Raw genomic sequence first — 24,490 nt, forward strand, 5'->3', positions numbered from 1 at the left:
CTCACCGAATGCCTCCGCGTGGTGAAATGAACCATGGCCGATTCCCCTTCGCTCGCGATCTACATCGACGGCGCCCCGTACCTGTCTCCGCTTCTGCTCAAGGACCTCTACGGCATCACCGGACGCTCTTCGGTCGAGCTGCGCGCAGCCATCCTCGCCGGCGAGGTGGTCTACTCCGCGGAGCTCTTCGGCAACGACCACGTCGAGGTCGCCCCGCGCCTGGAGAAGACCGTGGCTTTCTGCGAGCGCCACGGCCTGGCCTTCCGCGTGGAGGAGACCTACGAGGGCGAGACCGAGCGGATCGGCGTCGACGTCATGCGCAACATCCTCGAGTCCGCCGACGGATTCTCTTGACCCGAGGCATGCGGATGCCGCGAGCCGTCGGTGTCGCGATCGTGCTGATGCTGGGGCTCACCGGCTGTGCGCCCGAACCGGCGGCGTCTCCCGCGGCATCCGCTTCTCCGACATCCGCCTCCTCGAGCGCCCCGGCGACGACGCCCTCCCTGACGGCGCCCCAGGCCGGTGAACCCGCCGTCTTCCTGTCGGTCATCGACGGCGACACGATCGAGACGAGCGCGGGGACGGTGCGGATCATCGGGATCGACACCCCCGAGCGCGGAGAGTGCGGTCACAACGAGGCGTCCGCGGCGATCGGGCGCCTGCTCTCTCGCGGAGAGCCGGTGACGCTGGTGCTCCCTCCCGGGCAGAACGACCGCGACCGGCACGGCCGGCTGCTCCGGTACGTCCTCACCGCCGACGGGGTCGACCTCGGCCTGCGGCAAGTGGAGTCGGGGCACGCCATCGCACGGTACGACTCCCGCGACGGCTACCCCGCGCATCCGAACGAGGCCGCATACCGCGCCGCCCAGATCGCCTCCCCCGGCCCGAACGGCACGGTCATCCCGCTCGGATGCCAGGGCAGCGCTCCCCCGACCACGACGCCGTCTGCGGATGAACCGTGGTGGCAGCAGTACCCGTCCTGCGCCCAGTTGAAACGGAACACCGTCGGGCATCCGATCGGCCCCTTCGACAGGGATGATCCGTCCGAGGCCGACATCTACGAGTGGTTCGCCTACGGCACCGGCAACCGCGGCGACGGAGACGGCGACGGACTCGCGTGCGAGTGATCTGCGGCATCCGCAGACGTTTCGCGGCCCCGCCCCAGGATCCACATCACGGAAAGATAACGAGAAAATGCTTGCCCCCGTTATCTTTCCGTTATAGAGTGATCGCACGGTGAATGTTTGCTGTGGCATACACCGCATGTGATTGCAGGACACTCTTGGTGCAAGGGACAAGGGCCGGTCGGAAGCCTCTCCGACCGGCCCTTACTGCACTTTCCACAGGCACTGCGGCATCCGACCCCTCAGCAAGTAATCTGATGGCATGACCGACCGCAAGCTGGCGCTGGAAGCGTGGGAGAGCCTGTTCCGCGCGCAGCACGAGCTGTTCACGGCGATGTCCTGCGACTTCGATCGCACCGACATCACGCAGGCCGAGTACGACGTGCTCCTGACCGTCACCCGCTCCCCCGACATGACGGCGCGCCTGCGTGATGTCACCTCGCGGATGCTGATCAGTCAGCCCAGCGTCTCCCGCCTCATCGACCGCATGGTCGCACGCGGCCTCGTGAGCAAGTCCCCGATCCCGACGACGGACGCGGCACCCTCATCACCGCCACCGAGACCGGTGCTCGCGCCTTCCGCGCGCTCGCGACGGTCCACGGGCGCTCGATCGCCGAACAGATGTCGCGGCTCACCCCCGACGAGCTGCGCACTCTTCAGGCGCTGACCCAGAAGCTCCGCGGCCTCTGATTGACTTGACCTGACACGTCCGGCACACCACGTCGGACGCGATACCGGAGGAGAATCCATGGAGATCGCGGGAATCGCCGCCATCCTGCTCATCGTCGGTGCCAGCGTCATCGGCGCCATCATCATCGGGCTCATCGTGCTGCTGTTCGCACGCAGCTGGATCAAGGTCGCGCGCGCCGACGAGGCGCTGGTCGTATCGGGTCGCAAGCAGCGCGTGCAGCGCTCGATCGCGGTGCCCGCATCCGACGGGACGATCGAGACGAGAGAAGAGACCTCGGAGTCGCCCGTGACTGTCATCGTCAACGGCAAGGCTCTCGTCAACCCGATCACCCAGCGCCACGAAGTCATCTCGCTGCGCTCCCGCCAGGTGTCGCTGAACGCCGAGGCGCAGTCGCTCGACAACGTCACGCTCAACGTCGATGGCGTCGCGATCGTCAAGATCGGCTCCGACCCCTTCCTCGTCCGTCGCGCCGCGGAGCGCTTCGCCTCGCAGGACAAGGCGATCGAGCAGTTCACCACCGAGCAGCTGGAGGGTGCCCTCCGCGGCATCGTCGCGACCCTGTCGGTCGTCGAGCTCATGCGGGAGCGCAAGAAGTTCTCCGACCAGATCGCCGCCGACGTCTCCCACGAGCTCGCCGAGCAGGGTCTGATCCTCGACTCCTTCCAGATCAAGGGCATCACGGATGCCGTGGGCTACATCCGTTCGCTCGGCGCCCCGGAGATCCAGTCCAAGCGACAGGCCGCCGAGATCTCGCAGACCAACGCCGACCGCGCGATCGCACAGAAGGACATCGCCAATCAGGAGGCGAACCTCATCGAGCAGACCGCGCTCGACACCAACACCGCCAACGCCGCCGCCGGCGTCGGCCGTGCCCGCGCCGAGGCCGAGCAGGCCGAGCACCTCGCCCGCGCCCAGGCCGAGCAGGCCGTGCTCCAGCAGCAGGCCGAGAACCGGCAGGCGCAGCTGGACGCCGACGTCAAGCGCGTCGCCGATGCCCAGCGCTACGAGGCCGAGACCCGCGCCCAGGCCGAGTTGTACACCCGCGAGCGCGCCGCCGAGGCCGCCGCGATCGAGAAGGTCAAGGAGGCCGAGGCCCGCACCCGGATCGCCGAGCAGCAGGCCAAGGCCGATCAGGCCCGCGCCGCCGGTGAGGCGGCCGCCGCCGAGGCCAAGGCCACCGGTGAGGCCAACGCCCTCCGCGCCCTCGCCGAGGCGGAGTCCGAGGCCCGCCGCATGCGCGCGAACGCCGAGGCCGAGGCCATCCGCGCCGAGGGTGAGGCCCGCGCCGACGCCGTCGAGGCAGAGGCCAAGGCCATCGCCTCCAACCAGGAGGCCTTCCTCTCGCAGCGGGTGCTCGACGTGCTCCCCGAACTCATGGGCGAGTTCGCCAAGGGCTACTCCGCGATCGGCAACGTCTCGATCATCGGCGGCTCCGAAGACGGCGCCTCGGGTGTCGTCGGCGGCGACAACGCCAAGGCGATGCGCTCGGTGTTCGACAGCGTCCAGGCCGCGACCGGCCTCGACCTCACCGCGATCATCCAGGGCCAGGCCGTCGGCCGGGCCTTCGGAGGCGCGATGTCGGAGGCTTCCGGTTCCGCCCCGGCACCCGCGCGCTCTGCGGCGCCCGCCGAGAACACCCGCCGCACGGACGCCGCCACCGAGGAGTGACCGGCATCCGTTCCTGACTCCGACGGCCCCGCTTCCTGCGGGGCCGTCGTCGTCTCTGCAGGCACTTCCGGCGCGCACCATCCTCTCCGCCCCCGTGCCGGTCTCACTTGTTGCGGCCTGCTCGCGTCTGATGCCGCAACAAGTGAGACCGACAAGATCGGAGGTCTCACTTGTTGCGGGTCGATACGTGCCACACCCGCAACAACTGAGACCCCCGGATTCGTGGGCGGCCTGCACCGCGATCGCGCCGAAGCCACGCGAGGGATGACTGGCTACGGCGTGCGGCGGCGCAGCGTCAGCGACGCCAGCACCAGCGCGCCGACCGCGAAGGCGAGGACGATCAGCACCGGGCGCCAGACGTCCCAGGGTCGGCCCCGGCCGTCACCGCATTGATGGCGTCGATCGCATAGCTCAGCGGCAGCCAGTCGCTGATGACCTCGAGCACCCGCGGCATCTGATCGCGCGGCATGAACAGCCCGCCGAGGATGATCTGCGGGAACACCAGCAACGGCATGAACTGCACCGCCTGGAACTCCGTCCGCGCGAAGGCGCTCGCCAGCAGGCCCAGCGCCGTGCCGAGGAGCGCGTCGACGACGGCGACGAGCCCGAGCTGCCAGATCTCGCCGTCGACGGTCAGGCCGCACACCCAGACCGCGAAGGTCACGGTGATCAGCGCCTGCAGGATCGACATCAGCCCGAAGGCGAGCGCGTAGCCGGCGATGAAGTCGCCCTTGCCCAGCGGCGTCGTCATGAGCCGCTCCAGCGTGCCCGATCGGCGTTCGCGGAGGGTGGTGATCGACGTGATCAGGAACATCACGATGAAGGGGAACAGCGCCAGGATCGGTCCGCCGAACTGGTCGAACACGCCCTCCTGGTCGCTGAACAGCCAGGCGAAGAGCCCGACCAGCAGGCTCGGCGCCAGGAGCATCAGTGCGACGGAACGATGATCGTGGGCGAGCTGGCGCAGCACGCGGCCGGCTGTGGCGAGAGTGCGGACGGGGGTCATGACTCCTCCTGCCCTCGGAGCTCGCGACGGGTGAGGGAGGGTCGGATGCCGCATCCGACTCCGGCGCATCCTTGCCGCGTTTCGTCTCGCTTCGCTCGCTCAACGACCGGGGTAATCCGAGGCGGCGTCGCGCGCCACAAGTGCCAGGAACGCGGCATCGGGATCGTCCGCACCCGTGTCGGCGAGCAGCTGCGCGGGCGTCGTGTCGGCGATGATGCGCCCCGCGCGCATGAGCAGCAGGCGATCGCAGCGGAGGGCCTCGTCCATCACATGACTCGATACGAGGAGGGTCGCGCCGGTGTCGACGATGCCGCGGAAGACCTCCCACAGCTCGGCGCGCAGCACGGGATCGAGTCCGACCGTCGGCTCGTCGAGCACGACGACCTCGGGCGAGCCGAGCATCGCGACCGCGAGCGACACGCGGTTCTCCTGTCCGCCGCTGAGGGAACCGACGGTCTGCGTCGCCTGCGCCTCGAGGCCGACCTGCCCGATCACCCGGTCGACGTCGCTGCGCGGTGCGCCGATGAGCCGGGCGAAGTACTCGAGGTTCTGCCGGACCGTGAGGTCGGCGTAGACGGACGCCGCCTGGGTGTCATAGGCGACCCGTCTTCGCAGCGCGGGCGACCCGGCGGGCTCACCGAGCACGGTCACGGTGCCGGAGCGGATCTTCTGCACGCCGACGACCGCGCGCATGAGGGTCGTCTTGCCGCATCCGGAAGGCCCGAGAAGCCCGGTGATCTGCCCGCGCGGGATGTCGACGTCGAGGCCGGCGAACACCTCGGTGCGACCACGGGTGACGTGCGGGTCGCGCACGGCCACGGCATCCGATCGCGATTTATTCATCATGCGTTGAATTATTGACCCGAGGCCTACCACTGTCAAGGGTTCCGGCAGTCGCACGGGCGCCCACGATACGAGGAGCGCGCCGCGGCACCGGGGGCGGCGACGCGGTCTACAGCTCGCCGGTGAGGTAGCGCTGCACGTTCGGGGCGATGCCTCGCACGAGATCGTCGACGGGGCCTCGACGAGCGCCGGGAACTTCAGGATGTACCGCGCGATGATGAGGCCGGCGATCTGCGACGCTGCCAGGCTCGCCCGCAGCTCCGCGTCGGGGGTGCCCAGCGCCTTCGCGATGCGACCCAGCAGCTCACGGGCGAGGAACCCCGAGAGCACCGGTGTCATCATGCGATTGCCGAGGCCCGCGCGCAACAGCAGCACACCGCGCTTGTGCACCTCGGGCTTCTCCCACGACTCGAGCACGTAGCGGACGATCCGCTCCCCCAGCTCATCGAGCGGCCCCTCGAGCATCGATGCCACGGCGACGTCCGGCCGGATCGGCGTGTCGATCGCGGCACCGAAGAGATCGGCCTTCGACCCGAAGTAGTGGTGCACGAGGGCAGGATCGACCCCCGCGCGTCCGGCGATCGCGCGGATCGTGGCACCGTCGTAGCCGCGCTCGGCGAACTCCTCGATCGCGCCCGCGATGATCCGCTCGCGCGCATCACTCACACCGCCGCGCGGCCTGCCGCGCCTCCGCGGTTTCGGCATCCGTTCCTCCGCCATGCCCTCAGCCTAGGGCTCGGCGGAGTCAGGCGTTCGGGTTGCTGTCCTTGCCGTCGAGCCACAGGGTGTCGGAGGCATCGGCATGCGCGCCGCCCGAGCCGACGTGCTTCGCGCTGATCTGCGGACCCTTCGTGATCACGTGCACGAGCGCCATCGCGTGCCCGCGCCCCAGCTCGTAGTCGTCGGCGAGCCACGAGATGATCTCGCCCGCCTTCGTTCCCGGACCGAAGCCCTTCTTCTCCGCCTCGGCGAGGAAGTCGCGCGGCGTCAGCCCCGTCTTGGTCTCGATGTTGTCGAGGTACGCCTGGAACGACATGGTCCCCCTTCATTGCGCGCCACGCGGTGCGACGCCGTCGTCCCTCAGCCTATGGGCCAGCCCTCCGCGCGCGAAAGAGCCGCCCCGCAGACAGTGGCGGGGCGGCTCCGGCATCCGATCCGGATGACTTACTGCTCGATAGGCTGGGGCTCGTCGGCGCCGGACTCGTGGGCCTGGACGACCTGCGAGTCGGATGCCGTCGAGACGGCGATCTTGCGCGGCTTCGCCTTCTCGCTCACCGGGATGGTGACGCTCAGCACGCCGTTGTCGTAACTGGCGGAGATGCGCTCGGTGTCGATGCCCTGGCCGAGGTTCAGCTGGCGCAGGAAGCTGGCCGCCTCGCGCTCGCGCGTGATCCACTTCACGCCGTCGCCGGCGGAGAGCGTGCGCTCAGCGCGGATGGTCAGCAGCTGACCGTCGACGTCGATGTCCACCGATCCGGGGTCGATCCCGGGCAGGTCGGCGGTCAGGACATAGTGGTCGCCGTCGCGGTAGAGATCCATCGGCATGCGGCGCGGGCCGCGGCGCGTGTCGAGGAAACTCGACGCGAGACGGTCGAGGTCACGGAACGGGTCGTACGTGGCCATGGGTGCCTCCATCGTGTTGTCTCAAAGTTGAGCCTATTTGACTCAACTACGAATAGATTAGCACTCTCGATGGTCGAGTGCTAATGGTTCGCCCGCGGCGAACGGCGAGGCTGGTCGCGCACGCCGCGACGACATCCCCCACGCGTGTCACCCCGTGCCCGAGTCCTCCATCCGACTCCTCGACACCTGTTGTCGGATGGCGCACGCTGCAAGCGGCAACAAGTGTCGAGAAGTTGGGGAGACAAAGGGCCGCGCTGCACACCTGTTCTGCACATTCACCGATTTCCCCGATCCCGTCCACAACCGGGCCGAATCTCGCCCGTGCGCTGCGGCGAGAGTCAAAAGTGGTCAGATGCCGCAACCCACTCCACTGCCCGCTCACCTATCGATGGCATTCGCCTACGAAGACGCACGCGCCTCCGGCGTATCGCCTCGTCGGCTACGCGCACGCGACCTTGAGAAGCCCTACCGCGGTGTGCGATTGATCATTGATCCCGCCTCAGAGCCCGATGACACTGCTCCTGGAGCCATCGACCGTCGCCTCCGACGTTCGCTGATGAAGCTCATCGCCGGTTACGAATGCGTGCGGCATCCCTCCTCCTTCTATACCGGGAGCACGGCGCTCGGCATCCACCGGCTTCCGTTCCTGGCCGACGAATCCGCGGCGCTGTGCGTCGGCGTTCTCCTCCCCGCACGCGCGCCACGGATGGACGGCGTTCGCGGGGTCGCATTCTCACCGTGGCTGGCTACCGTGGGGACGTATGAGGGCCTTCCCGTCACGACGCCGGCCTCGACCTGGGCGCTGCTTGCGCGCGAGTTCAGTGAGCCGAAGCTCACGATGCTCGCCGATGCGATCGTGCGGATTCCGCGCGGAAAGGGCGGACAGCCGCAGCCGCTGCGACAGCTCGCCACGCTCGACCAGCTGCGGGTTGCCGCGATGGCCCCGCACCGGCGGCACCGCGAGAAGTTGTTGCAGTCCCTCGAACGCGCGCGCGTTGGGAGCATGTCGGTACTCGAGTCGGAGTATCGCCTCGCAGCCGACGACGCCCGACTGCCCGAGCCCGAGCTGGATGTCGAGATCCGTGACCGCGACGGACGCCTTGTCGGGATCGCCGACCTCGTGTACCGGGAGCATCGGACTCTTGTCGAGATCGAAGGAGATCAGCATCGCACGTCGCGGGAGCAGTGGAATCGCGACCTGGAGAAGTATGCGGCCTACACTGCCATGGGTTGGGAAGTCGTTCGGGTGACGTCATCCCATATCCGCGGCTCCGGCCGAGGCGTGGATCTCGTCCGCACCGCGCTGAATCGGCGTTCGCCGTAGTCTGGCCGGGTCTCTGCCGAGCCCTCCGAAGTTCTCGACAGACGTTGTCGCCAGTTGGCTCCTGCATCCGACACTTCCTGTCGAGGAGTCTCGGGCGCTCTCGCCCTCGGCAAACTTCTCGGCCGCTGTTGTCGGATGAGGCGCCGCATACTCGACAACAGCTGTCGGTAAGTTGAGGACGCGGAGACGGATGCCGCAGCATCCGGACTCAGCACTCGATGACGTTGACGGCGAGGCCGCCCTCGCTGGTCTCCTTGTACTTGGTCGACATGTCCAGGCCTGTCTGGCGCATCGTCTCGACCACGGCGTCGAGGCTCACGTAGTGGGAGCCGTCGCCGCGCAGGGCCAGGCGCGCGGCGGTCACGGCCGTCGACGCCGCGATCGCGTTGCGCTCGATGCACGGGATCTGCACGAGCCCTCCGATCGGGTCGCAGGTCAGCCCGAGGTGATGCTCCATCGCGATCTCGGCGGCGTTCTCGATCTGCCGGTTCGTGCCGCCCATGACGGCGGTGAGTCCGCCGGCGGCCATCGCGCACGCGGAGCCGACCTCGGCCTGGCATCCACCCTCCGCGCCCGAGATCGAGGCGTTCGCCTTGAAGAGCGAGCCCAGCGCGGTCGCCGTCAGCAGGAAACGTCGGATGCCGCGGCGACGGTTCGCCTCGGCGACAGCGTCGTCGTCGTCGAGCGCGTCATCGCCCTGTACCGACTCGCCTGCCTCGCCGGGCAAGCTGGAGGGCCGAAACCGAGCAGCGCGCTGCCGACGAGCTCGCCGTATGGCGTCACGGCGTTGCCTGCGCCGAGGCCCGAGTCGGCGAGGAAGCGCCACCAGTACATCGCCACCGCCGGGAGGATGCCCGCGGCCCCGTTCGTGGGGGCGGTGACGACGCGGCCGCCCGCGGCGTTCTCCTCGTTCACGGCGAGCGCGAACGCGCCCAGCCACTCGCCGGGAAGCTCGCGATGCCCGTCGGCCTCCGCCTCCTCGAGCTGCCCGCGGATCGCGGCGGCGCGCCGCTTCACCTGCAGCATCCCCGGCAGCACGCCGTCGGAGTGCAGGCCGGCGTCGACGCACCCGGCCATCGCGTCCCAGATCGCGTCGAGCCCGGCCGCGACCTCGGCCTCGCTGCGCAGGGATTCCTCGTTCCGACGGGCGATCTCGGCGATGCTGAGGCCGTGCTCGTCGCACAGGGCGATCAGGCCGGCGGCATCCGAGAACGCATAAGGGAAGGAGCGCCCGCCCAGCGAAGGCTCCTCCCCGTCGCGGCGGATGAACCCGCCGCCGACCGAGTAGTAAGTCTCCTCGCAGACGACAGCGCCCGCGGCATCCGTCGCCGTGATCGTCATCGCGTTGGGGTGGCCCGGCAGACGCGTGCGCGGCTCGAAGGTGATGTCGCCCTTCTCGAAGGGAACCTCATGGGTTCCGGCGAGCGCGAGCGATGCGCCCTCGGGGTAGGCGACCCATGCTTGGCGCACGTCATCGGGCTCGCAGGTCTCCGGAGCGAGGCCGCGCAGGCCGGCGACGACGGCATCCGGGGTTCCGTGTCCGAGCCCGGTCGCGCCCAGCGAGCCGAACAGCGCGCAGCGCACGCCGGCGACCCTGTCGAGCTCGCCGGCCTCGCGCAGTCGGGCGCCGAAATCCAGCGCGGCCCGCATCGGCCCGACCGTATGGGAACTGGAGGGGCCGATCCCGATCGAGAACAGATCGAAGGCCGAGACGTACGCTGTCACCCCTCCAGGCTACGCGGTCGGGCCCTCCAGCGCCGCGGGTGACCGAAGCTCCCGAAGAACGACGAAACCCCCGCCGCAGCGAGGGTCTTGTCGGATTCGTGCGCCCTGAGAGATTCGAACTCCCGACCTTCTGATCCGTAGTCAGATGCTCTATCCAGCTGAGCTAAGGGCGCATGGCCCGCGGGGCGAGCCGTCGTCCAGAATACATGACGGATGCCTGGAACGCGAAAACGACCGGATGCGGCATCCGCCGCCGCGGTCACTCCTCCTCAGCGGCGGTGCGCCGGGACCGGGTCTGGGCGGACAGGGCCTGCAGATCGACGAGGCGCAGCGCCTGCATCCGGGCCTCGCGCATCGTGGCGTAGTCGGGGTCCTGGTCGGCGCGCATGCCCTCGACCTGCAGCCGGCGGTCGAGGTTGCTGCGGACGTCGCCCCAGGCCGCCTCACGCGCCGCGTGGACGAGTTCCTGCACCGCAGCCGGGTCGTCCGCCATCTCGCGCAGCTTCTGGGCGACCCCCGCGGACTGCTTGGCCCGACGGCGCAGGTTGCGGACGTCGCGGTCGCGGTAGTCGTGCGTGCCTGAGGGATCGGAGTAACGTCCGCGGGCACGCTTGCGCAGCCGGGTGGCGAGCTCGGCGGCGGTCTCGGACTCGACGGCGAGATCGATGAGCGCCTCGCGCGCCCCGTCGGAGTGCTCGGCGAGGTCGAAGACGCCGCCCGGGCGATCGTGTCGACGAGGATGCGGTTCTTGACCGTCAGGCGCGGCGGCGGTGGCGATCGCCACGCCCTCGGCGATGGCATCCGCTGTTCGTCCCACGGCGACCTCCTCGAACGAGATTACCCCGTCGCGCGGGCCGCGCCGGCGTCCGTCACAATAGGACGAGGGACGGGCACCCGAGCACGCCCCGAGGGGAAGTGGCTGCGCACCGAGGCGCACCACGAGGAGGACCGATGGCGAAGCTGACCCTCAGCGGAACGACGGCGGTGATCACCGGAGCCGCCAGCGGCATGGGCGCCGAGGTCGCCCGCAGGCTCACCGCGCGCGGCACGCATCTCGCCCTGATCGACCGTGACGAGGCCGCCCTCGCCGCAGTTGCCGCGCGGCTCACGGACACGACCGTCACGACGCACGTCGTGGACCTCCGCGACGATGACGCGGTGCTCGCCGCGGCCGAGGACATCAGGGCGCAGCATCCGACGATCCAGGCGCTCATCACCTGCGCCGGCTCGTCGATGCTGGGCTCGCTCGATCAGCTCACGATGGAGGAGATGCGCTGGCTCGTCGACGTGAACCTCTGGGGCACGGTGTCGATCACCAAGGCGCTCCTGCCCGCGCTCCGAGCGGCGCCCGAGGCGCACATCACACACATGGCGAGCGTCTACGCCCTCGCCGCCCCGGCGGGCGCATCCCCTACGCGATGAGCAAGTTCGCCGTGCGCGGCTTCTCCGAGGCGCTGCGACACGAGCTGGAGGACACGAACGTCACCGTGGGCGCGGTCTATCCCGCCGGCGTGCGCACGGGCATCATCCTGCACGGCCGATACGCCGCCGCGATCGACCCGGCCGTGGCCGCGCGGGCCGCAGCGGCCCAGGCCGCGATGTACCGCACGGAGCCGTCGGATGCCGCAGAGCAGATCATCCGGGCCACCCTGAGGCGACGCGCGCGGACGATGATCGGGCGCGACGCCTCCCTCATCGACCTGCTCGTGCGCCTGGCGCCGGTAAGGCACTGGGGCGCGATGCGGGGTCGTCTGCGCGAGGCGATGGACACGACGACGCCGGTGACTCCCGGTCGTTGAGCGAACGCAGCCGTAGGCGAAGCAGGACGAGACCTGGCGAGTTCGCGGGCCGGCGGGATCCAGAAGCGTGCGCGCCCTGAACGGTCTCCTCGCCACGTTTCGACTCGGTCGCTACGCGGCCTCGCTCAACGACCGGAAAGAGGCGAGGCGGCGTCCGGTGTCGCCCGACGAACGGGAGTAGAAACCGGCTTCGCGCTGCGGAAGCGGCGCAGCCGCAGGCTGTTGCCGACGACGAAGACGCTGGAGAAGGCCATCGCGGCCCCGGCGAGCATCGGGTTGAGCAGCCCGAATGCGGCGAGCGGGATCGCCGCGACGTTGTAGATGAATGCCCAGAAGAGGTTGCCCTTGATCGTGCCGAGGGTGCGGCGGGCCAGGCGGATCGCGTCGACCGCGCCCCACAGGTCGCCGCGGACGAGCGTCAGGTCGGAGGCCTGGATGGCGGCATCCGTTCCGGTCCCCATCGCGATGCCGAGATTCGACTGCGCGAGCGCGGCGGCGTCGTTCACGCCGTCGCCGACCATCGCGACCGTGCGCCCCTCGGACTGCAGCCGGGCGATCTCGGCGACCTTGCCCTCGGGCAGGACGCCGGCGAGCACGTGGTCGATCCCGACCTCGGCGGCGACGCGGTGCGCTGCGCGCTCGTTGTCGCCGGTGAGCAGCATGGGGTCATCCCGAGCCCGCGCAGGGCGTCCAGCGCCGGGACGGCGTCGGGCTTCACGCGATCGGAGACGACGAGCACGGCACGCGCGGCGCCGTCCCACGCGAGGACGATCGCCGTGTGCGCATCCCGCTCGGCGGCTTCGTACGCCGACGCCAGCGAAGCCGGCATCGCCAGCGACCGGTCCGCCATGAGCGCGGGCCGGCCGGCCAGCACGACCCGCCCCTCGACGATGCCCGAGACGCCGCGGCCGGGGATGTTCTCGAACGCCTCCACCGGCGGCAGCGCGCCGAGCTCGGCGCGCGCCGCCCGCACGACGGCCTGCGCGATCGGATGCTCCGAGCCGTCCTCGATCGCGCCGGCGATGCGCAGCACGTCGTCGCGGTCCGCTCCGGATGCCGGCACGATGTCGGTCAGCGTCATCCGACCCGTGGTGACCGTCCCGGTCTTGTCGAGCACGATCGTGTCGACGCGGCGGGTGGACTCCAGCACCTCGGGGCCCTTGATGAGGATGCCCAGCTGCGCCCCGCGGCCGGTTCCGACCAGGAGAGCGGTCGGAGTGGCCAGGCCCAGCGCGCACGGGCAGGCGATGATGAGGACGGCGACGGATGCCGTGAACGCCGCCGCGACGTCGCCCGTCAGCAGGAGCCATGCCGCGAGAGTGACCGCGGCGATCACGAACACGATCGGCACGAACACCGCGGAGATCCGGTCGGCGAGGCGCTGCACCTCGGCCTTGCCCGACTGCGCCTCCTCGACGAGCCTGGCCATCTGGGCGAGCTGGGTGTCGGCGCCCACGCGCGTGGCGGTCACGACGAGACGGCCGCCGACGTTGATCGTCGCGCCCGTGACGGCGTCGCCCGGGGTCACGTCGACCGGGATCGATTCTCCCGTGAGCATCGAGGCGTCGACCGAGGAGTCTCCGGATGCGACGACGCCGTCGGTCGCGATCTTCTCCCCGGCCGCACGACGAACTGATCGCCGACGGCGAGGAGCGAGAGCGGGATGCGGGTCTCGACGCCGTCACGGAGCACCGCGGCATGCTTCGCGCCGAGTGCGCCCAGCGCACGGAGGGCGTCGCCCGCTCGCCGCTTGGAGCGCTTCTCGAGGTAGCGGCCGGCGAGGATGAACATCGTCACCCCGGCGGCGACCTCGAGGTAGATGTTGCCGAGGCCGTCGCCGCGCTCGATCGTGAACGAGAAGCCGTGCGTCATGTGTGGATCGCCGGCAGTGCCGAACACGAGCGCGTACAGCGACCAGAGGTAGGCGGCGGAGACGCCGACGGAGATCAGGGTGTCCATCGTCGCCGCACCGTGGCGGGCGTTGATGACGGCGGCACGGTGGAACGGCCAGGCCGCCAGAGCACGACCGGCGTCGCCAGGGCGAAGGAGACCCAGCCCCAGTAAGGGAACTGCAGCGCGGGCACCATCGCGAGCGCGATGACGGGGATCGCGAGCACGGCCGCGACGATCAGGCGCCACCGCAGCATCCGGAACTCGGGCTCGTCGTCGTGCCCCTCGGGTGCGGGGAGCGCGGCGGAGTACCCGGTGCGCTCGACCTCCGCGATGAGCTCGGCGACCGTGACCCCCGGTGCCGCGGAGACTCTCGCCTTCTCCGTCGCGTAGTTGACGGATGCCTGCACGCCGTCGATGCGATTGAGCTTCTTCTCGATGCGCGTGGCGCACGCGGCGCAGGTCATCCCGCCGATCTCGAGATCGTAGGCGGTGTCGGTCATGTCGGCTCCCCGGATGCCGGCGCTAGGCGCGGGTCGCGGCGTAGCCGGCCTCGTCGACGGCGGCGAGGACGTCGGCATCCGACACGTCGCCGGTCGAGGTGACCACGAGGGTCCCGTCCTTCGCACTGACCTGGATGTCGTCGACGCCGGAGATCTTCGCGACCTCTTCGCGCACGGCGGACTTGCAGTGCCCGCAGGACATGCCGGTGACGGCGTAAGCGGTGGTGGTCATGATGCCTCCTTCTCTGATACCCCCAGGGGTATACCGAAGTCAACTGTAGTCGGGCGGCCGCTATTCCCGCAACGCGAACGCGGGCCGTCTGACACCATAGAGCGGAGAGAAGCGGTTCCCGGGGGTGCCGACAGTGCTCAGAGCAGATCTGCGCGAACGACAGCGCGCTCGCGCCCGACGCAAGCGGCGCCGGGTGATCGGCGCGCTCGCGGGAGCGACGGCCGGCGTCGTCGTCGGCGGCCTGCTCGCCATCTGGGCCCTGCCCACTCTGCCCGACGCGGCGGCCACATCGGATGCCTCCGCCCTCCCGGCGCACAGTCGCTGCGCATCGCCGGCGACGTCGAGCATCTGCCGGCCGAGACGGTGATCGTACCGATCGACCCGGATGCCGCCCCGCCCTTCGAGGGTTCCTGACCGCTCTCGGCCCCTCCATCGACGTCTACGACATCGACGATCCGGCCTCGCTCACCGTCGTCGTCAACAAGCAGCGACCGCTCGACCCGATCGACTGGGCGCCGAGCGACCTCACGGCGCCCCGCGGCATCCCCAATCCGCACGGGCAGCCGTTGCGCGCCGCGGCCGTCGACGCGCTCGAGGCCCTGTACGCCGAGGCGCGGGATGCCGGCATCCGTCTCCACATGATCAGCGGCTACCGCAGCCATCGGCTGCAGAGCAGCGTCTTCCGCACGCGTGTCTCGACCTACGGAGAGCACGGTGCCGAGCAGCGGTCGGCGCGCCCCGGCCACTCCGAGCATCAGACCGGACTGGCGGTCGACTTCGACGACGGCAGCGGATGCGAGCTGCGCGAATGCTTCGGCGAGACGAAGGCCGGCCGATGGCTGCGCGAGAACGCCCACCGCTTCGGCTTCATCCTCCGCTACGACCACGACACGGAGGGCATGGTCGGCTACCAGTACGAGCCCTGGCACTTCCGCTATGTCGGCGTCGAGATCGCCGCCGACATGCATGAGCACGCGATCGGCACCCTCGAGGAGTACTTCGGGCTCCCCGAGGCGCCGGACTACTGAACGGCACGGCGGCTCCGCGCGTTCGACAGCGCGACTCTGTGATCGCGCGTGCTGGCCGCGCCGTCAGAGGCGAGCTTCCTCCGCGCTCGTGCCGTTGGCGGCAGCGTCGAAGCTGCGCCGATGACCCGCGATCTCGTCCTTGTGCACCGCGACCCAGGAAGCCAGCGCCAGCACCGGTTCACTGAGCGCGTTGCCGAGCTCGGTGGCCCTGTACTCGACTCGCGGCGGCACTTCGGCGTAGACCGTGCGCTGCACGAGCCCGTCGCGCTCCAGAGAGCGCAGGCTCAGGGTGAGCATGCGGCGTGAGATTCCAGGGATCGCCGAGAGAATTTCGGTGAATCGCATCGTGCGATCCTCCAGCAGGCCGATGATGATGAGGGTCCATTTATCGGCCACGCGATCGAGCACCGAACGGAAGACGACAGGATCATCCTCCGTGCAGATCCACCGCATCCGACCGCGCTCGCTGGGAAGACTCATCATGCATTCTCCTCGGTTACCCGTGTGTGACTCAGTCACGTTGAAGTAACTGGTTACTCAATGTTACACCAGTAACTATGAGTTACTTAAAAGAATCATCGCACACTCCACCGAGCGAGATCGTGCGGCAGGAGCCTCGCATCACCGACCCTGCGCCGGGGAAGCTTCACTTCGGTATCGGCACGTTCGCGTTCCAGACCCACCACCCGGACGGGACTGCCGTTCCGGGGCAGCAGGTGCTGCGCGAGGTGGTCGAGGAGGCAGTGACCGCGGAGCGGGTCGGCCTCGATTCCTTCGGCATCGCCGAGCACTACCGCCCGGCATGATGGACAGCGCAGCCCCGGTTACCCTCGCCGCGATCGCGGGACGCACCTCCACCCTCAAACTCGGTACGGCGGTCACCGTGCTCAGCACGCAGGATCCCGTGCGCGTATACAACGAGTTCGCCACCCTCGACGCCGTCTCCGAGGGGCGAGCGCAGCTCATCGTCGGTCGCGGATCGGCGATCGAGTCGTTCCCTCTGTACGGTTTCGACCTGAACGACTACGAGCAGCTGTTCGAGGAGAAACTCGATCTGCTGATGAGACTGCTGCGCGACCAGCCCGTCACCTGGTCTGGCCGCTTCCGCCCGCCGCTGGTGGACCAGGTCCTCGAGCCACCCGTGGCGGCAGGGTCGATCCCCGTCTGGGTGGGCGTCGGCGGCAGCCCCCAGTCCGCGGTCCGTGCTGCACGGTTCGGCCTGCCCCTCATGCTCGGCATCATTGGCGGGACCGTCGAACGGTTCGTTCCCATAGTGAACCTGTATCGCCAAGTGCTCGAAGCCCTCGAACAGGAACCGCAGCCCGTCGGGCTCCATGTTCACGGTTTCATAGCCGACAGCGATGAGGAGGCCGTCGAACGGTTCTGGCCCGTGTGGTCGGAGATGATGAACGCCGAGGCCCCGAAGCGCGGGTGGGCGCCTTTCCGCCGGGATCGATTCGATGCCGAGGTACTCGCGGGCTCTCTCGTCGTCGGCTCCCCCGAGACGGTCGCCCGGCGCGTGGCCGCAGCGATGACGGCCGCGGATGCGACACGCTTCGACTTCGTCGCCGCAGCCAGCCGGATGCCGCATGCCGACAAACGCGAGAACATCGAGCGTTTCGGTCTCGAGGTCGTCCCCGCGTCCGCGAGCTCCTCGCGGAGCCCGTGCGACCGGATACGGGGTGAGGCGATGACCGGCACCACAACCCTGGCTCCACTGCCGGAAGGCGAACCGGATACCGCTCGGCTCGACATTCGGAGAGTCGCCGTCATCGGCGCCGGTCGTGTCGGCACCGCGGTGGCACGCGTACTCATCGACGCCGGCTACGAGGTCACGCTCTCCTCATCCGGGAATCCGGACACCATCGCGGCGATCTCGAGCATTGTCGCCCCGGCAGCATTCCGCTGCAGACCGAAGATGCGGTCGCCGACGCCGATCTCATCATCGTGGCCATACCGATGCACCGCCTCACGGAGTTGGATCCGGCGCTTTTCACGGGACATATCGTCGTCGACGCGACGAATCATTGGCCTCCTGTCGACGGCGAGCTCGGCTGGCTCCACGATGCGCAGGAGGGCTCCAGTGCGGCCGTGCAGCGGATGTTCCCTTCGGCGAGAGTCGTCAAGACTATCAATCACGTCGGCTACCACGACCTCGAGCCTGATCGCCGTCCACGCGCACACCCCGGGCGCCTCGGCCTGGCCGTGGCAGGCGACGACCCCGTCGCCGTGGGCCTGGTCGCGGAGCTCGTCGACCGCATCGGATACGACCCGGTAAGACTCGACTCACTCGCCGCGGGGAGAGCGCTGCAGCCCGGCGGCCCCGTGTTCGGCGCACGGCTGTCGGCCACCGCGGTCGCGCAGGCGATCGATCACGCAGGAAGAGCAGCCGTCGCGGACGGCAGAAGGAAGGAATCGTGGAACTGGGGATAGGCGCATTCGGAGACGCAAGCAGAGACCCTCACACCGGAACCCGCATCTCCGAGGCCCAGGCGGTGCGCAACGCGGTGGAGTCGATCGTGCTCGCCGAGCAGGCCGGGCTCGACTGGTTCGGCGTCGGCGAGCACCACACCCCGGAGTTCCCCGTCTCCGCTGGTGCCCCGTGCTCGCCGCCGCGGCAGCGCAGACGTCCAGGATCACACTCTCCAGCGCGATGACGGTGCTGAGCACGGACGATCCGGTGCGCGTGTACGAGCAGTACGCCACCGTCGATGCCATCTCGAACGGTCGGGTCGAGATGATTCCCGAACGAGGGTCCTCGATCGAGTCGTACCCGCTCTTCGGGTACGACCTGAAGGACTACGATCGGCTCTTCACCGAGAAGCTCGACCTCCTGCTGAAGGTCAATCGGTCCGAACACGTAAAGTGGACAGGCACGACGCGCCCGGCCCTGGACGGGGAGTACGTCCCTCCGCGGGCGGAGCATGGCCCGATCCCGATCTGGCTCGGGGCGGCGGCAACCCACCTCCGTGGTCCGGGCCGCCCAATTGGGACTTCCGATGGCGACCGGTGTCCTCGGCGGCAGCGCGATCCGCTCAGCTGCGAACGCCGCGCTCTACCGACGCGCCGCCGAGCAGTTCGGCAACTCACCGCAGCAGACCCTCGTGATGCTCGGGTCGCCCGGATTCCTGATGTCGGACGGGCGGAAGGCACGTGAGGCCTGGTGGCCGCACTGGCATCAGTTCATGACCGTGGTTGGAGCGCAGCGTGGTTTCCCACCACCGTCGAGGGAGTCCTACGATCGGGACACTGACCGTCAGGGAGGTCTTCTGGTCGGTTCGCCCGAGGAAATCGCCGAACGCATCCTGCTCATGCACGAGCACTGGGGTCACGTGCGCCAGTACATCCATATCGACATGGGCGCCGTGCCGCAGAAAGACCTTCTCCATGCCATCGAACTCTTCGGCACCGAGGTGCGACCCCTCGTGCAGAAGGAGATCGGCAGCACGACAGTCGCGGAAAGGATGGGACGTTCGCCGCTCGAGCCTGAGATAACTGGCGGAGACGGAGGGATTTGAACCCTCGGTCCCCGTGAGGGGACTCCACCTTAGCAGGGTGGTGCACTAGGCCTGACTATGCGACGTCTCCATGCGTCCGGCACCATACGGCGCGAACGCGTCCTGCAATCATAACCGCTCCGGCTGAGAGCGACGAACCGGCCGCCTCGAAGCAGACAGCGAGTCCGGCTCAGCCCCGAGCGCTCCCGTTCGAGCAGGTCTTCTGCGCGACCGAGTTCCCGCGGATCGTCTCGGGCAGGGCCACGACATCCGATTCCTCCGGGTTCTCGGCGTCGACCGCGTCGGGTTCCTTCTCCTCGCCGCCGGCCTCGGAGGACTCGTCGTCTTTGAGCACGACGCCGTCATTGCCGGTGGGCTGGTGGGTGATCGCGATCGACTTGTTCTCGGCGAGCGCCGCCCACAGTGCGTCGGCGGCCTCGTAGTTCGGCACGACCTTGCCCGGCTGCGCCCGGGAGCTGCCGTTGGGGTACTGCACGAAGACGATGTCCTCGAAGGGCACGTCCTTCATCACCAGGGCGATCTGGCCGACGAGGATCGGGTTGGTGAGGCTGCTGCTGGCCGTGACGTTGTTGAGTCCGGTGCGGGCGAGGTTGAAGAGCGTCGGCGGATCGGTGAGCACGTCCTCGCTCACGAGCTTGCGCACGAGACTCGACATGTACTGCTGCTGGTTGCCGATGCGGCCGAGGTCGCTGCCGTCGCCGACGCCGTAGCGGGTGCGCAGGAACTGCAGCGCCTGCTTGCCGCTGACGGTGTGGGTACCGGCCTCCATGTTCAGTCCTGTGTGCGAGTCCCGGAGACGGTTCTCCACACACACCTCGACGCCGCCGATCGCGTCGGTGATCTCGATGACCCCGCCGAAGGTGACGGCGGCGGCGAAGTCGACGCTCTGACCGCTGAGCTGACCGATGGTCTGGGCGACGCAGTTGAGCCCGCCGTAGCCCCAGGCGACGTTGAGCGGCTGGCTGCTCATGGCGGAGTAGGTGCGCCCGTCCTCGTCGGTGCACGAGGGGATCGGCACCATCAGGTCGCGGGGGAAGCTGATCGCGGTGACCTTGCGCGGCTCGTCCGAGACGTGTACGAGGATGTTGACGTCGTTGAGCGTGCTGTCGTTGAGGCGGCCCTCGCAGCGCTTCCCGAAGAGGTGCGCGTACTCCTCTTCACAGGTGTCCACGCCGACCAGGAGCAGATTGAAGCCGCCCTCGAAGGCCGCGATGTCCGGCGGGATGTCACGCTGCCCCTCCAGCTCGACGCTGGAGGCGGTGTAGTCGCTGGTCATGTCGTACAGCACGGCCGCGGCGACGCTCACGCCACTGACGAGCACGACCGCGAGCGCGATCCCCACGATCCGCATGAGCTGACCGAAGGCTCCCGGCGAGCGCAGCTGGCCGTGGCGCGCAACGGTGCGACGGTCGCGGTTCTTCTCGCTCACTCGGTGCCTTTCTGTGCGGAGGGTGTGGGATTCGAACCCACGGGACATTTCTGCCCACTGGTTTTCAAGACCAGATCCTTCGGCCGCTCGGACAACCCTCCCGACCGGCGCGTGCCGGTCCGGCGTCGAGTCTATCCGAGATGGCCCGGCGACCCCTTGCAGCCTCCCCTATTGTGCCGAGTGCTCCTGGGGAGTGGCTGGATGCTCAGACTCCGGATGCCACGGCGACGCTGTCCAGCACCGGCGCCAGCCCGCCCTCGATCATGTCGCCGGTGAGCTCGCCGGCAACGGCTTTGACCTCGTCGGGCGCCTGTCCCATCGCGGCGGCACGCCCGCCGATCCGCACCGCCCACTCGAACATGCCCACGTCGTTGCGACCGTCGCCGGCGACGAGCACGCGCTCCCCGGCCACCCGAAGTGGGCGCGCACGCGCTCCATGGCCGTGCCCTTGTCGATGCCCTTGGGGCGATGTCGAGCCAGGCGGTCCAGCCGATGGCGTAGGAGACGTCGTTGAGGCCAGCGGCCTCGACGAGCCGGTGGAAGTCGTCCTCGTCGTGCCCGGGCGAGATGACCACGACGCGCGAGACCGGTTGGCGCGACAGCGCCGCGAACTCGACGCGCTCACCGTGCTCGAGGTTCCACTCGTCCATGGTGTCGGTGTACAAGCGCGTACTGTCGCCGAGCTCGACCATGTAGCGCGCCTCGGGCAGGTGCTCCTCGAGCAGCCCCAGAACGACGCTCGGGTCGAAGGTCTCGACGTGGTCGCGGACGTAGTCTCCGGCATCCGTCCGCCTCATGATGACCGCACCGTTGGAGCAGACGACGAACTCCGGCCGGATGCCGAGGCGCTCCACGACCGGCCGCGTGGCGTTCCAGCTGCGGCCCGTGGCGAGCATGACCTCGTGACCGGCGTCGCGCAGGCGCGCGACGGCCGCATCCGCCCCGGGCTGAAGGTCTCGTCCGGCAGCAGGATCGTTCCGTCGATGTCGAGGCCGATCAGCCACCGACCCGTCACGACTGCGGCTCCAGGAGGGAGAGCCCGCCCAGATAGGGGCGCAGCACCTCGGGCACGACGACCGTGCCGTCGGCCTGCTGGTGCGTCTCCAGGAGCGCGACGATCCATCGGGTCGTGGCCAGCGTGCCGTTGAGCGTGGCGACGTGCTGGGTCTTGCCGACGCCGCCCCCTTCCTGCGGAGGACGGTGGCGGATGTCGAGGCGGCGCGCCTGGAAAGTCGTGCAGTTCGAGGTCGACGTCAGCTCGCGGTAGGCGCCCTGCGTCGGCACCCACGCCTCGATGTCGTACTTGCGCGCGGCGCTGGAGCCGAGGTCGCCGGCGGCGATGTCGATCACGCGGTACGACAGGCCGAGCGAGGTGAGCATCTCCTCCTGCAGGCCGACCAGGCGCAGGTGCTCGGCCTCGGCGTCCTCGAGCGCGACGTAGGTGAACATCTCGAGCTTGTTGAACTGATGCACGCGGATGATGCCGCGGGTGTCCTTGCCGTGCGAGCCGGCTTCGCGCCGGTAGCAGGTCGACCAGCCCGCGTAGCGGAGGGGACCGGCCGAGAGGTCGAGGATCTCGTCCTTGTGGTAGCCGGCGAGGGCGACCTCGCTCGTACCGGTGAGGTACAGATCGTCGGCCTCGAGGTGGTAGACCTCCGAGGCGTGCTCACCGAGGAAGCCGGTGCCCTGCATGATCTCGGGACGCACGAGCGTCGGCGTGATGAGCGGGGTGAAGCCCGCCCGCAACGCCTTGTCGAGGGCGAGGTTCATGAGCGCGATCTCCAGGCGCGCACCGATGCCCTTGAGGAAGTAGAAGCGGGCGCCCGAGACCTTCGCCCCGCGTTCCATGTCGATCGCGCCGAGCGCCTCGCCGATGGCGAGATGGTCGCGCGGCTCGAAGTCGAACGTCGGGATCGCGCCCACGCGGCGCAGCTCCACGAAGTCGTCCTCGCCCCGGCGGGTACTCCGTCGATGATCACGTTCTCGATGCGCGCGAGGGCGGCATCCGCGGCATCCGACGCCTCGTTCGCGGCGTGCTGCGCGGCCTTGACCCGCTCGGCCAGCTCCTTCGCCTGGGCGACGAGGGCGGCCTTCTCGTCCTTGGGCGCCTGCGCGACCTTCTTGCCGAAGGCGTTCTGCTCGGCACGCAGCTCCTCGAAGGCGCTGATCGCGGCGCGGCGGGAACGGTCGGCCTCGAGCGCGGCATCGACGGTCTCGGGCGCGTTGCCGCGGGCGATCTGCGAGCGCTTCACGAGTTCAGGATCGTCACGGAGGAGGGCGAGGTCGATCATTGCTCAAGTCTATGCGTCCCCCTGCCTGCCCCTCTCCGCATTCGGGCTTAGGCTGGCGCCATGCCTCTGCGTTCCGGGTCCGTGCGCCGCGCGGCCCTCGTGTACAACCCCACGAAGGTGGACGAGCGCAAGCTGCGCGCCAGGATGATCGCGCTGTCGAGGGATGCCGGATGGGCGCGCCCGGGCTTCCACCCCACGAGCGTGCACGACCCCGGACAGGAGGCCACGCGCCGGGCACTGGAGCGCAAGGTCGACGCCGTGCTCGTGGCCGGGGGCGACGGCACCGTGCGGGCGGTCTCGGAGGTCATGGCCGGCACCGGTGTGCCCCTGGCGATCGTGCCCAGTGGCACGGGCAACCTCCTGGCCCGCAACCTCCATCTGCCCCTGGACCACCCGGAGGAGATGATCCGCGCCGTCTTCGACGGCGAGACACGTCCGATCGACATCGGTTGGGTGCACCTTGCGCATCCGGACGGGTCCGCGCAGGAGCACGCCTTCGTCGTTCTCGCCGGCATCGGCCTGGATGCCCACATGATCGCGAACACGCGCGCGGATCTGAAGAAGTCGGTCGGCTGGGTCGCCTACATCGAAGGCGCCGCACGGGCGCTCCCCAGCTCCGAACCCTTCCGTGTCGCCTATCAGGTCGACGACGGGCGTCTTCACGCCGCCAGAGTCCACAGCATGCTCTTCGCCAACTGCGGCGCGCTCCCCGGTGGCATTTCGCTGATCCCCGAGGCATCCATTCAGGACGGGACTCTCGACGTCGCCCTCATCCAGCCCTCCGGTCTACTCGGTTGGTTCGGCGTCTGGCGCAAGGTCTGGTGGGACAACTCCGTTCTGCGTCGCTTTCGCACCGGCCGACTCGTTCTGGAGACCCGGAAGTCGGATGCTTCCGTCCGCTACATCCGTGGCCGCTCCGTGGAGGCGGCGAGCCCTCATCCCGTGCCGATCGAGCTCGACGGCGACGAGTTCGGAGAGGCCTCCCACATTCGCTGCTGGATACAGGAGGGCGCGCTGACGATCGTCGTGCCCCGAGGCCACGACCTCCGCAGCGCCTGAGTCCTCAGTTCTCGATGGGGCGCACCGTGACGCCCTCGAAACCGCCGCCGTCCAGCGTCAGCACGAAGTCGTCGTCATCGTGGTCCTGCGCGAAGCCGAGCAAGGTCAGGCGGGGGCCATGTCCATCGTGCACATGCCGTCTTCGGTGACGAAGGTGATGGTCGCGGCGTTCTCCCCTCGTCGATGCCCTCGACGACCGGCGGGCAACTGGACGAACCCCACGTCAGCAGGACGAGGCCCTGGTCGTCGAACCAGCCGGCGCTGGGCTCGAATTCGGTGGACTCGCCGCCCCGGCCGCGCAGCTCGTCCTGCCCGTCGAGCTCGACGCGCGGCGTCAGCTCCGTCGACAGCGGGTCGACGAGGGTGATCACGACGTCTTCGGTCGGATCGACGCCCTCCGGCAGGCCCGCCAGGCTCGCCCGCGGCGCGTAGTCGGCGGTGCAGGCTCGCGCTTCCTCCTCCTCGGCGAAGGTCACGGTCACGTTCTGGCCTTCGGCGGTGACGTCCTCGACCAGCGGCACGCAGGTGGAGCTGCCCCAGGTGACCACGGCGAACAGGCGACCGTCGTCGAGCCAGGCGGCTTCCAGCGGGTACTCCTCGACGATGGTCTCCGGGGGCTCGGTGCTGAGAGGCGCGCCGGGGACGGTGCCCGGCTCGGAGGCGCAGGCGGAGACGAGGAGAACGGATGCGGCCAGCGCCGCCGCAAAGCCCAGTCGCGTGATCATGGCTCCACACAA

At 69.2% G+C, this 24,490-nt stretch carries 22 protein-coding genes, 3 tRNA genes and 9 pseudogenes; 16 read left to right on the forward strand and 18 right to left on the reverse strand.

Annotated elements, in window-relative coordinates:
- Positions 1-33: 33 nt before the first annotated feature.
- From KAE78_RS03760 to KAE78_RS03775, 4 genes and pseudogenes are all read left to right on the forward strand, one after another.
- Positions 34-354, forward strand: coding sequence for a hypothetical protein (locus tag KAE78_RS03760; protein WP_223171867.1), 321 nt, complete (start codon positions 34-36; stop codon positions 352-354).
- Between the two features lie 14 nt (positions 355-368).
- Entirely contained in the window at positions 369-1,127 is a 759-nt protein-coding gene (locus tag KAE78_RS03765; protein WP_223171868.1) for a thermonuclease family protein, read from the forward strand.
- 259 nt (positions 1,128-1,386) lie between these two features.
- Positions 1,387-1,814, forward strand: a pseudogene (locus KAE78_RS03770) (MarR family winged helix-turn-helix transcriptional regulator).
- A 58-nt stretch (positions 1,815-1,872) separates the two neighbouring features.
- Positions 1,873-3,483, forward strand: coding sequence for an SPFH domain-containing protein (locus KAE78_RS03775; RefSeq protein ID WP_223171869.1), 1,611 nt, complete (start codon positions 1,873-1,875; stop codon positions 3,481-3,483).
- Between the two features lie 272 nt (positions 3,484-3,755).
- Here the strand turns inward: KAE78_RS03775 and KAE78_RS03780 are convergent.
- From KAE78_RS03780 to KAE78_RS03800, 5 genes and pseudogenes are all read right to left on the reverse strand, one after another.
- Positions 3,756-4,489 (reverse strand): annotated as a pseudogene (locus KAE78_RS03780) (ABC transporter permease).
- Between the two features lie 99 nt (positions 4,490-4,588).
- A complete protein-coding gene (locus KAE78_RS03785) occupies positions 4,589-5,335 on the reverse strand; it encodes an ABC transporter ATP-binding protein (protein WP_223172386.1) in 747 nt (248 codons plus the stop codon).
- 228 nt (positions 5,336-5,563) lie between these two features.
- Positions 5,564-6,052 (reverse strand): annotated as a pseudogene (locus tag KAE78_RS03790) (TetR family transcriptional regulator); the annotation flags it as partial.
- 25 nt (positions 6,053-6,077) lie between these two features.
- Positions 6,078-6,368, reverse strand: coding sequence for a DUF4287 domain-containing protein (locus tag KAE78_RS03795; protein WP_223171870.1), 291 nt, complete (start codon positions 6,366-6,368; stop codon positions 6,078-6,080).
- A gap of 128 nt (positions 6,369-6,496) precedes the next feature.
- Positions 6,497-6,955 carry an Hsp20/alpha crystallin family protein gene (locus tag KAE78_RS03800; protein ID WP_223171871.1) on the reverse strand — a complete coding sequence of 153 codons (459 nt, stop codon included), beginning with the start codon at positions 6,953-6,955 and terminating at the stop codon, positions 6,497-6,499.
- Between the two features lie 556 nt (positions 6,956-7,511).
- Here KAE78_RS03800 and KAE78_RS03805 point away from each other — a divergent pair.
- Complete coding sequence (locus tag KAE78_RS03805; protein ID WP_223171872.1) at positions 7,512-8,279, forward strand: DUF559 domain-containing protein; 768 nt, start codon at positions 7,512-7,514, stop codon at positions 8,277-8,279.
- 208 nt (positions 8,280-8,487) lie between these two features.
- Here the strand turns inward: KAE78_RS03805 and KAE78_RS03810 are convergent.
- From KAE78_RS03810 to KAE78_RS03820, 3 genes and pseudogenes are all read right to left on the reverse strand, one after another.
- A pseudogene (locus KAE78_RS03810) lies at positions 8,488-10,004 on the reverse strand (L-serine ammonia-lyase, iron-sulfur-dependent, subunit alpha).
- 99 nt (positions 10,005-10,103) lie between these two features.
- A tRNA-Arg gene (locus KAE78_RS03815) sits at positions 10,104-10,177 on the reverse strand.
- Between the two features lie 86 nt (positions 10,178-10,263).
- The gene (locus tag KAE78_RS03820; protein WP_223171873.1) at positions 10,264-10,821 is read right to left on the reverse strand and encodes an asparagine synthase; all 558 of its coding nucleotides are present in this window, start codon (positions 10,819-10,821) and stop codon (positions 10,264-10,266) included.
- Between the two features lie 191 nt (positions 10,822-11,012).
- Between KAE78_RS03820 and KAE78_RS03825 the strand changes: the two are divergent.
- Positions 11,013-11,803: pseudogene (locus KAE78_RS03825) on the forward strand (SDR family NAD(P)-dependent oxidoreductase).
- A gap of 125 nt (positions 11,804-11,928) precedes the next feature.
- On the opposite strand, the pseudogene KAE78_RS03830 reads toward KAE78_RS03825, so the two are convergent.
- Together KAE78_RS03830 and KAE78_RS03835 are read right to left on the reverse strand one after the other, a co-directional pair.
- Positions 11,929-14,196, reverse strand: a pseudogene (locus KAE78_RS03830) (heavy metal translocating P-type ATPase).
- Positions 14,197-14,218: 22 nt separating this feature from the next.
- Entirely contained in the window at positions 14,219-14,428 is a 210-nt protein-coding gene (locus tag KAE78_RS03835) for a heavy-metal-associated domain-containing protein (RefSeq protein WP_223171874.1), read from the reverse strand.
- A 124-nt stretch (positions 14,429-14,552) separates the two neighbouring features.
- Between KAE78_RS03835 and KAE78_RS03840 the strand changes: the two genes are divergently transcribed.
- Complete coding sequence (locus tag KAE78_RS03840) at positions 14,553-14,795, forward strand: hypothetical protein (protein WP_223171875.1); 243 nt, start codon at positions 14,553-14,555, stop codon at positions 14,793-14,795.
- Complete coding sequence (locus tag KAE78_RS03845) at positions 14,722-15,456, forward strand: D-alanyl-D-alanine carboxypeptidase family protein (protein ID WP_223171876.1); 735 nt, start codon at positions 14,722-14,724, stop codon at positions 15,454-15,456. Before KAE78_RS03840 ends, KAE78_RS03845 begins: the two co-directional genes overlap by 74 nt.
- Positions 15,457-15,519: 63 nt before the next feature.
- Here KAE78_RS03845 and KAE78_RS18340 read toward each other — a convergent pair whose 3' ends face one another.
- Positions 15,520-15,939, reverse strand: a complete 420-nt coding sequence (locus KAE78_RS18340; protein ID WP_317451853.1) for a helix-turn-helix domain-containing protein — start codon at positions 15,937-15,939, stop codon at positions 15,520-15,522.
- Between the two features lie 119 nt (positions 15,940-16,058).
- Here KAE78_RS18340 and KAE78_RS03855 point away from each other — a divergent pair, with 119 nt between their 5' ends.
- From KAE78_RS03855 to KAE78_RS03880, 6 genes and pseudogenes are all read left to right on the forward strand, one after another.
- Positions 16,059-16,262, forward strand: a complete 204-nt coding sequence (locus KAE78_RS03855; RefSeq protein WP_223171877.1) for an LLM class flavin-dependent oxidoreductase — start codon at positions 16,059-16,061, stop codon at positions 16,260-16,262.
- Positions 16,262-17,734, forward strand: coding sequence for an LLM class flavin-dependent oxidoreductase (locus KAE78_RS19370; RefSeq protein WP_223172387.1), 1,473 nt, complete (start codon positions 16,262-16,264; stop codon positions 17,732-17,734). Before KAE78_RS03855 ends, KAE78_RS19370 begins: the two co-directional genes overlap by 1 nt.
- Positions 17,662-17,889 (forward strand): hypothetical protein, encoded by a 228-nt coding sequence (locus KAE78_RS03865; RefSeq protein WP_223172536.1) that lies wholly within the window; start codon positions 17,662-17,664, stop codon positions 17,887-17,889. The genes KAE78_RS19370 and KAE78_RS03865 overlap by 73 nt, the downstream gene beginning before the upstream one ends.
- The gene (locus KAE78_RS03870; protein ID WP_223171878.1) at positions 17,874-18,113 is read left to right on the forward strand and encodes an LLM class flavin-dependent oxidoreductase; all 240 of its coding nucleotides are present in this window, start codon (positions 17,874-17,876) and stop codon (positions 18,111-18,113) included. Before KAE78_RS03865 ends, KAE78_RS03870 begins: the two co-directional genes overlap by 16 nt.
- Positions 18,110-18,352 (forward strand): annotated as a pseudogene (locus KAE78_RS19375) (LLM class flavin-dependent oxidoreductase); the annotation flags it as partial. The gene KAE78_RS03870 and the pseudogene KAE78_RS19375, both read left to right, overlap by 4 nt.
- A gap of 103 nt (positions 18,353-18,455) precedes the next feature.
- Complete coding sequence (locus KAE78_RS03880) at positions 18,456-18,974, forward strand: LLM class flavin-dependent oxidoreductase (protein ID WP_223172537.1); 519 nt, start codon at positions 18,456-18,458, stop codon at positions 18,972-18,974.
- Here the strand turns inward: KAE78_RS03880 and KAE78_RS03885 are convergent.
- The 4 genes from KAE78_RS03885 to KAE78_RS17305 form a co-directional block, all read right to left on the reverse strand.
- Positions 18,953-19,044: transfer RNA gene (locus KAE78_RS03885), tRNA-Ser, on the reverse strand. The two genes, KAE78_RS03880 and KAE78_RS03885, sit on opposite strands and share 22 nt — an antisense overlap.
- A gap of 99 nt (positions 19,045-19,143) precedes the next feature.
- Complete coding sequence (locus tag KAE78_RS03890; RefSeq protein ID WP_223171880.1) at positions 19,144-20,403, reverse strand: LCP family protein; 1,260 nt, start codon at positions 20,401-20,403, stop codon at positions 19,144-19,146.
- A gap of 16 nt (positions 20,404-20,419) precedes the next feature.
- Positions 20,420-20,504, reverse strand: a tRNA-Ser gene (locus KAE78_RS03895).
- 104 nt (positions 20,505-20,608) lie between these two features.
- Entirely contained in the window at positions 20,609-20,800 is a 192-nt protein-coding gene (locus tag KAE78_RS17305; RefSeq protein ID WP_262927747.1) for an HAD family hydrolase, read from the reverse strand.
- A 170-nt stretch (positions 20,801-20,970) separates the two neighbouring features.
- Here KAE78_RS17305 and KAE78_RS17310 point away from each other — a divergent pair, with 170 nt between their 5' ends.
- Positions 20,971-21,099, forward strand: a complete 129-nt coding sequence (locus KAE78_RS17310; RefSeq protein ID WP_262927748.1) for a hypothetical protein — start codon at positions 20,971-20,973, stop codon at positions 21,097-21,099.
- Positions 21,100-21,182: 83 nt separating this feature from the next.
- On the opposite strand, the pseudogene KAE78_RS19380 reads toward KAE78_RS17310, so the two are convergent.
- Both KAE78_RS19380 and serS read right to left on the reverse strand, forming a co-directional pair.
- Positions 21,183-21,299 (reverse strand): annotated as a pseudogene (locus KAE78_RS19380) (HAD hydrolase family protein); the annotation flags it as partial.
- A gap of 115 nt (positions 21,300-21,414) precedes the next feature.
- A pseudogene (gene serS, locus KAE78_RS03910) lies at positions 21,415-22,694 on the reverse strand (serine--tRNA ligase).
- Between the two features lie 60 nt (positions 22,695-22,754).
- Between serS and KAE78_RS03915 the strand changes: the two are divergent.
- Positions 22,755-23,753 (forward strand): diacylglycerol/lipid kinase family protein, encoded by a 999-nt coding sequence (locus KAE78_RS03915; RefSeq protein WP_223171883.1) that lies wholly within the window; start codon positions 22,755-22,757, stop codon positions 23,751-23,753.
- Positions 23,754-23,827: 74 nt separating this feature from the next.
- On the opposite strand, the gene KAE78_RS03920 is transcribed toward KAE78_RS03915, so the two are convergent.
- Positions 23,828-24,478 carry a hypothetical protein gene (locus KAE78_RS03920; protein WP_223171884.1) on the reverse strand — a complete coding sequence of 217 codons (651 nt, stop codon included), beginning with the start codon at positions 24,476-24,478 and terminating at the stop codon, positions 23,828-23,830.
- Positions 24,479-24,490: the final 12 nt, after the last annotated feature.

This window comes from Microbacterium sp. NIBRBAC000506063, from assembly GCF_017968845.1.
Taxonomy (GTDB): Bacteria; Actinomycetota; Actinomycetes; order Actinomycetales; family Microbacteriaceae; genus Microbacterium.

Bases quoted from the DNA above. Each gene is read 5' to 3' on its own strand.
- KAE78_RS03760 (WP_223171867.1), top strand. From the start codon at position 34: ATGGCCGATTCCCCTTCGCTCGCGATCTACATCGACGGCGCCCCGTAC.
- KAE78_RS03765 (WP_223171868.1), top strand. From the start codon at position 369: ATGCCGCGAGCCGTCGGTGTCGCGATCGTGCTGATGCTGGGGCTCACC.
- KAE78_RS03775 (WP_223171869.1), top strand. From the start codon at position 1,873: ATGGAGATCGCGGGAATCGCCGCCATCCTGCTCATCGTCGGTGCCAGC.
- KAE78_RS03785 (WP_223172386.1), bottom strand. From the start codon at position 5,335: ATGATGAATAAATCGCGATCGGATGCCGTGGCCGTGCGCGACCCGCAC.
- KAE78_RS03795 (WP_223171870.1), bottom strand. From the start codon at position 6,368: ATGTCGTTCCAGGCGTACCTCGACAACATCGAGACCAAGACGGGGCTG.
- KAE78_RS03800 (WP_223171871.1), bottom strand. From the start codon at position 6,955: ATGGCCACGTACGACCCGTTCCGTGACCTCGACCGTCTCGCGTCGAGT.
- KAE78_RS03805 (WP_223171872.1), top strand. From the start codon at position 7,512: ATGAAGCTCATCGCCGGTTACGAATGCGTGCGGCATCCCTCCTCCTTC.
- KAE78_RS03835 (WP_223171874.1), bottom strand. From the start codon at position 14,428: ATGACCACCACCGCTTACGCCGTCACCGGCATGTCCTGCGGGCACTGC.
- KAE78_RS03845 (WP_223171876.1), top strand. From the start codon at position 14,722: ATGCCTCCGCCCTCCCGGCGCACAGTCGCTGCGCATCGCCGGCGACGT.
- KAE78_RS18340 (WP_317451853.1), bottom strand. From the start codon at position 15,939: ATGATGAGTCTTCCCAGCGAGCGCGGTCGGATGCGGTGGATCTGCACG.
- KAE78_RS19370 (WP_223172387.1), top strand. From the start codon at position 16,262: ATGGACAGCGCAGCCCCGGTTACCCTCGCCGCGATCGCGGGACGCACC.
- KAE78_RS03880 (WP_223172537.1), top strand. From the start codon at position 18,456: ATGGCGACCGGTGTCCTCGGCGGCAGCGCGATCCGCTCAGCTGCGAAC.
- KAE78_RS17310 (WP_262927748.1), top strand. From the start codon at position 20,971: ATGACCACGACGCGCGAGACCGGTTGGCGCGACAGCGCCGCGAACTCG.
- KAE78_RS03915 (WP_223171883.1), top strand. From the start codon at position 22,755: ATGCCTCTGCGTTCCGGGTCCGTGCGCCGCGCGGCCCTCGTGTACAAC.
- KAE78_RS03920 (WP_223171884.1), bottom strand. From the start codon at position 24,478: ATGATCACGCGACTGGGCTTTGCGGCGGCGCTGGCCGCATCCGTTCTC.